Below are 5605 nucleotides of genomic sequence, written 5' to 3'. Positions count from 1 at the left end.
ACCTCTGGGCGCGCCTCAAGGAATGGCGCGCCGTGGCCACCCGCTACGAGAAAACCGCCCGATCATTCCTCGGCGTCCTATCCCTCGCTGCCACCTTCGATTGGCTCAGGAGCTAACAGGCCCTAGCGCCAATCCTCGCGGCACGGCAGTCAGCCGCTCGCTTGGTACGATTAACCGCTGAGGCAAAGCCACCCTGGGGAGCAATCCTCAGGGTGGCTTTGCCTTTAGCTTCGACGCCGTCATAATTGTACCACTCCGCTCCAACACCCAACGGCAGATAGCACGGGCTAGATGCTACTGGCCGCTCCGGCGATCTGCAGAGCCGGCCGTGGTGCGACTTGAAAAGGCGCTAAGTCCCGCCTGCACCATGCCTACGGTGATCTGCATGACGCGATCGTTGTGCTCCATTCAGCTCCGCATCGCACTGATGGCAAACTGCCGCTGCTGCTCAGCAGTCTGTCGCAGAAACTGCTGCGATATCTACGTCTCGGCTTGTGTCGCCTGGCCCAGCCTCTCCATCCACGCCGAGTGGATTTCCGTCATGGAGCCGATCGCCATGCTAGGCAGGGAAGTCCATGCCCTCGGCCATCCTGGCGAGGGCAAGGCGGCTGGTCCGCATCCGGTCGGTGAGGCCAATTCGTTCAAATGACACTCTTCGGGATGTGTGGGCTGCGGCTGCAGCGCTTGCGCCGATGCATCCCGCTGCCCGCCACGGTGTTGCACCCGCATGCCGTTCGATACCCTGCACGCCCCGCCGCCGCTGGCCGTTACCGCAACCGCCGTGGACGCACCACCGATCCCCGCCTGCCGGGCCTGGGCGGCGCGCTACCTCGTGCGGCCGGAGGCGCCCGTCATCGACCTGACACAGGGCGTGCCCGACACGCCGCCCGACCCCGGCCTGCTGCGGCGCCTGGGCGAGGCGGGGGCCGACCCTGCCCTTGCCGGCTACGGTCCGCTGGAGGGCGAGGCGGCGCTCCGCGAAGCCTTCGCCGCCGAGACCCGGCGCCTCTACGGCGGCGACGTGGCGGCGGCGGACGTCACTATCACCGCCGGCGCCAACCTCGGCTTCACCCTGGCCATGGCGGCCATCGCCGCCCCCGGCGACGCTGTCCTGCTACCGGCGCCTTGGTTCTTCAACCACCCGATGGCGCTCGCGCTGCGGGGCGTCGGCAGCCAGCCGCTGCCCTGCGATGCGGGCAACGGGCTGCTGCCCGACCCGCACCGGGCGGCGGCGCTGATCGGTGCGCGGACCCGGGCGATCGTGCTCGTCACGCCAAACAACCCGACCGGCGCGATCATACCGCCGGCTCTGGTGGCGCGGTTCGCCGAGCTCTGCCGCGACCGTGGGCTGTGGCTGGTGCTGGACGAGACCTACCGCGACTTCCTGCCAGCCGGAGCCGGCGCTCCGCACGGGCTGTTCGCGGAGCCCGGCTGGCGCGACCGTGTGGTTCAACTCTACTCCTTCTCCAAGGCCTACGGCATACCGGGACACCGCGCCGGTGCCGTCGTGGCCGGCCCGGTGCTGCGCGCGGAGCTGATCAAGGCGGTCGACAACATCCAGATCTGCGCACCGCGTCCGCCGCAGGCTGCCCTCGCCTGGGCTGTCCCGGCCTTGCGTGGCTGGCGCGACGGCAATGCGGCGGCGATGGCGCGCCGCGGCGCCGCCTTTTCGGCCGCGCTGCGGCAGGCGCCGGCATGGCGCATCGAGGCGCTGGGCGCCTACTTCGCCTGGGTCCGCATCCCCGAAGCGATGCGCTCCGCCGCGCAGGCGGCAGAAGCCCTGGCGGCGATGCAGGGCGTGGTCACGCTGCCCGGGACCGCCTTTGGCCCGGGCGGGGAGCGCCACCTGCGCATGGCCTTCGCTGGCGTCGGGGAAGCGGCGATCGCCGCACTACCCGCCCGGCTGCGGGCGATGACGGAGGATGGCCGATGACGACGACACGACGCGGGCTGGCGCTGGCCGGGCTCGCCCTAGCGGCACCAGCACGGGCAGCCGCAATCGCCGGTGGTCGGCCGGTGCGCCTCATCGTCCCCTACCCGGCGGGCGGCGCCGTCGATCTCGTCGGCCGGCTCTACGCGGAGCGCATGGAAGCAGAACTCGGGCAGCAGGTGGTGATCGACAACCGCTCCGGCGCCGCCGGCATCGTCGGCGCCGAGGCGGTGGCGCGGGCCCTGCCGGACGGCACCACGCTCGGCGTGATCGGCATGACCACGCTTTGTGCCTACAAGTCGCTTTACACGCGGCTGCCCTTCGACCCCGACCGCGACTTCGCCCCGGTCAGCCAGGCGAGTGCGGGGACGGTGGTCTGCGCGGTCAATCTCGAGGCCGCGAAGCGGAACGGCTGGGCCGACTTCCGGGGCCTGGTCGCCTGGGCGAAGGCGAACCCGGAGGCGCTGCGCTACGGCACCGCCGGCCCCGGCACCACCGCTCATCTGACGATGGCCGCGGTGCAGAAAGCGACGGGGATCGAGGCGCTGCACGTCGCCTACCGCGGTGGTGCTCCAGCCGTTGCCGACCTGCAGGCCGGCGTGATCGACCTGATGTTCGAGCTGATGCCGGGGCTTATGCCGCTCATCGAGCAGCAAGCGGTGCTGCCGCTCGCGGTCGGCAGCGCATCACGCGCCCTGGCGCTGCCGGCGGTGCCGGGAATGGCGGAGTTCGCCGATTTGGGGCTTGGCGGCCTCGATATCGGGGCGTGGGAGGCGGTGATGGCGCCGGCCGGGACGCCGCCGGAGGTGATCCTCCGCCTGCATGCGGCGGTGCGGGCCGCAGGTGCCGACCCCGCGCTGAAGGACAGGCTGCGGACGGCGGGGTTCGTGGCGGAGACCTCGGCGAGCCCGGATGCCCTGGCGGACAAGATCCGGCTGGAGATTCCGGTGTGGCGCGGGCTAGTCGCACAGTCGGGGGCACGGCTGGATTAGAAATTCTGAATTGATGGTCGCCAGCCCCAGGGCGCAGGAGCTGGTTTCGCTAGGCGGCTGGAGTGAGGTGTCGCTGCAAGATCTGGTGCTGAAGGAACTGCAGCCCTACGTCGAAGGGACAGATCGCCTGACGGTAAATGGGCCGCCAATACGGTTGCGGCCGAAGGCTGCATTGGCGCTCGGCATGGTGCTGCACGAGTTATCGACCAATGCGGCAAAACACGGGGCACTGTCGGCGGAGCGTGGACGGGTCGCAGTCGCTTGGTCGGCGGAAAGCGGCGACACGGCAGCACACCTCGTGCTGCGCTGGACTGAAGAGGGAGGCTCGCCTGTTCGGGCCCCTAACGGGCGGACCGGCTTCGGGTCTAAGCTCATTGAGCAGCAACTGCGCCATGACCTCGGCGGTGCCATCAAGGTCGATTATTCCGAGGTCGGATTTAACGCCACGCTGACGCTGCCCTTCGATGTTGTCGTGCCTGGATCCATCAATGGAGCCTTCGGCGATGCTCCTGCCAAACAGCCTTGGCCCAGCGACGAGCGCGCGATGCCGAGCGGAGGCATCCCCACTTCTGACCGGAAATAAGCCTGTCGTCTTGCCGGCGCCGTGCCTATCGTAGCCGCCATCGACAAAGGCATGCCCAATCCTCAGCTCTCACGCGGCATCAGGCAGTATCGTCCGCACCCGGCCTAAACCCTCGGCTTGTGCGTCGACAGGGGTCTGCGCGAGGTCCACTGTGGACACACTCTCAACAGCCTGCGCCACCTGCCGTGCCGCAAGATGGTGGACCATGTGTCCTGCCCCTTTGACGATCTGCAGAACGCTGCCTGGAATGCTGGCCCGGAGCCGCTCGGATCTCCGCTTGAAGACGACCTTGTCGCCATCGCCCGCCATGATAACCACTGGTAGGGTCAATCCCTTGTAGTGCTCGCGCAAGGCGAGCGCGCCCGGGATCATGAGGGCGCCGTCCATTGAGGTCGCGCGGATCTGCGAGGGTCGTAGCGCCATTGCGGACGAATACTCGGCTTGGAACCGCGCTGGCACTCGGGCCGGCGAGAACATCGCCCATTTGAGCAGCGGCATCTGAAGCCAGCCAAGCAGGGGTGAGACGGTGTAGCGCAGCACGTCGCCCAGTACGGGGAGCGCGCCCGGCACGACCAGCAGCACGTCAGGCCGCAGTGTCCAGAAGTAGTAGCCGGACAGCAGCACGAGGCCAGCCGTATCGGCCTGGTGGCGTACCGCGAGCGCAAGGGCCACGAGTGTGCCCCAGGAGTGGCCAACCACCACCGGCCGCTCGACGCCCAACTGCTGCAGCGCCTTGTGGAGCAGCTCGGCTTGCTGGGCGGCTGTCCACATGTGCCCGCGCGGGCGCTCGCTGTATCCGAAGCCGGGACGGTCGAAGATGATCACTCGGTGCGTCCGCAGCAGGAGCTCGGCGACCCCGCTGGTGTTCCAGTCATCCCCAGTTACGGCGTTGCCGTGGATCAGCACGACGGGGTGGCCTTCACCCCGGTCGCTGTAGTGCAACCGGACGCCGTCCACCACAAGGAACGAACCCTTGGGCGGGTGCCTGCGCTCCGCTCGGCGCGCCGCGACCTGGTTGGCGATAGCGAGGGTCGCCAGGCCAGCCGCACAGATGAGCGCGACCGTGCCGGCCGAGCTAGTCTTGGATGCCGCAAAGAGGGTCATGGTTGTCTTTCGTGTGCGCAGCGGGTCAGCCGAATGGCTGCGAGCGGCGGTGGGACGCAGGCCCAAACTTTGAAGGGGCCGCTGCCTTGAGGCGGCGCTTCCTTGCTTGCGCGCCCTCCAGCAGGCCGATCTTTAGGTCACGGTACAGCCGGCGGGTCTGCGATCCGCGCAGCTTCTCCAGCATCCGCTCGAGTGCCCGTCCTAGCTCCCGCAGCCTCGCATCGCCAAGCCGCTGCGCGTGGCGAAACATCGACTGCTCCTCCGATCCGGCATGGTGCTCGACTGCCACACGTAGGGCGCGCAGGTGTTCCTCAAAGGGCACGGTCGCTGTGTTCAGCTTCATCGTCTTGGCCAGTAAATCGGTAAGCTGACGGTGCTCAGAATGGGCAATCGGCACATCGGGGCTCACTTTCGCCACGGCCGGGTAGAAAATGTGATCCTCAATCTGCTCGTGCATGTCGAGTTCGGCGGCCAGTACGCGCAACAGGTCGCGCCGCTCTGGGTCCTCGCGGTCCATCCCCTCGATGCGCGCGAGCAGCTCGCGGAAGAGGTCGTGGTGCGCAACCAGTACCTCGTCCGCACGCTTGCCCGGGCCATGGTGGTCGTTGGCGGGCCCTGGCCCCTCGCCGCCTGAGAGCGCGCGTGAGTCTCCCATCTCTTGCTCGCGTCGGATCTCGACCGTCCCATCGCGCAGCCGCACCTCGTAGCGCGGCTGCGCGCAAATGGAGGGACCGGAGGTCGGCTCCGCGCTGTCGAGCGCATAGCGAGAGCCGTGCCAAGGGCAGACGAGCTGTCCGTTCAGCACCCAGCCCTGGTCGAGCGGCCCACCAAGATGCGAGCAGCGCGCGCCCATCGCGTGCACGCGCCCACGATGGCGCACCAGTACGACCGGCACGTCGCGCGCCTCCTCCGCGTCGTGCAGCACCACCTTGCGTGGCCGGTCCTCCTCCAGCTCCTCAAGGCGCGCGACGACCTTAAATTCGCGCGGCTCCGGGC

At 68.7% G+C, this 5605-nt stretch carries 6 protein-coding genes; 4 read left to right on the top strand and 2 right to left on the bottom strand.

The genetic code is table 11. From position 1 onward, the window contains the following. The 4 genes from ACFQS7_RS30490 to ACFQS7_RS30475 all read left to right on the top strand — a co-directional run. Positions 1-116: transposase (locus tag ACFQS7_RS30490; RefSeq protein ID WP_380070905.1), on the top strand; the 116-nt coding region annotated here is incomplete at its 5' end. Between the two features lie 611 nt (positions 117-727). Continuing rightward, complete coding sequence (locus ACFQS7_RS30485) at positions 728-1933, top strand: aminotransferase (RefSeq protein ID WP_380070910.1); 1206 nt, start codon at positions 728-730, stop codon at positions 1931-1933. Further along, positions 1930-2922: a Bug family tripartite tricarboxylate transporter substrate binding protein gene (locus ACFQS7_RS30480; RefSeq protein WP_380070909.1), complete on the top strand. Its 993-nt coding sequence runs from the start codon at positions 1930-1932 to the stop codon at positions 2920-2922. The genes ACFQS7_RS30485 and ACFQS7_RS30480 overlap by 4 nt, the downstream gene beginning before the upstream one ends. A 13-nt stretch (positions 2923-2935) precedes the next feature. Further along, positions 2936-3505, top strand: a complete 570-nt coding sequence (locus tag ACFQS7_RS30475) for a hypothetical protein (RefSeq protein ID WP_380070908.1) — start codon at positions 2936-2938, stop codon at positions 3503-3505. Positions 3506-3574: 69 nt separating this feature from the next. Here the strand turns inward: ACFQS7_RS30475 and ACFQS7_RS30470 are convergent, their stop codons facing one another. Both ACFQS7_RS30470 and ACFQS7_RS30465 read right to left on the bottom strand, forming a co-directional pair. Further along, on the bottom strand, positions 3575-4609 hold the full coding sequence (locus ACFQS7_RS30470; protein WP_380070907.1) for an alpha/beta fold hydrolase: 1035 nt from the start codon (positions 4607-4609) through the stop codon (positions 3575-3577). A gap of 25 nt (positions 4610-4634) precedes the next feature. Then, positions 4635-5605 (bottom strand): Rieske 2Fe-2S domain-containing protein (locus ACFQS7_RS30465; protein WP_380070906.1); only part of this gene is annotated, 971 nt, incomplete at its 5' end.

The sequence above is a fragment of the Dankookia sp. GCM10030260 genome (genome assembly GCF_042666655.1).
Lineage (GTDB): Bacteria > Pseudomonadota > Alphaproteobacteria > Acetobacterales > Acetobacteraceae > Paracraurococcus.
This window is presented reverse-complemented; position numbering and strand designations above follow the sequence as displayed.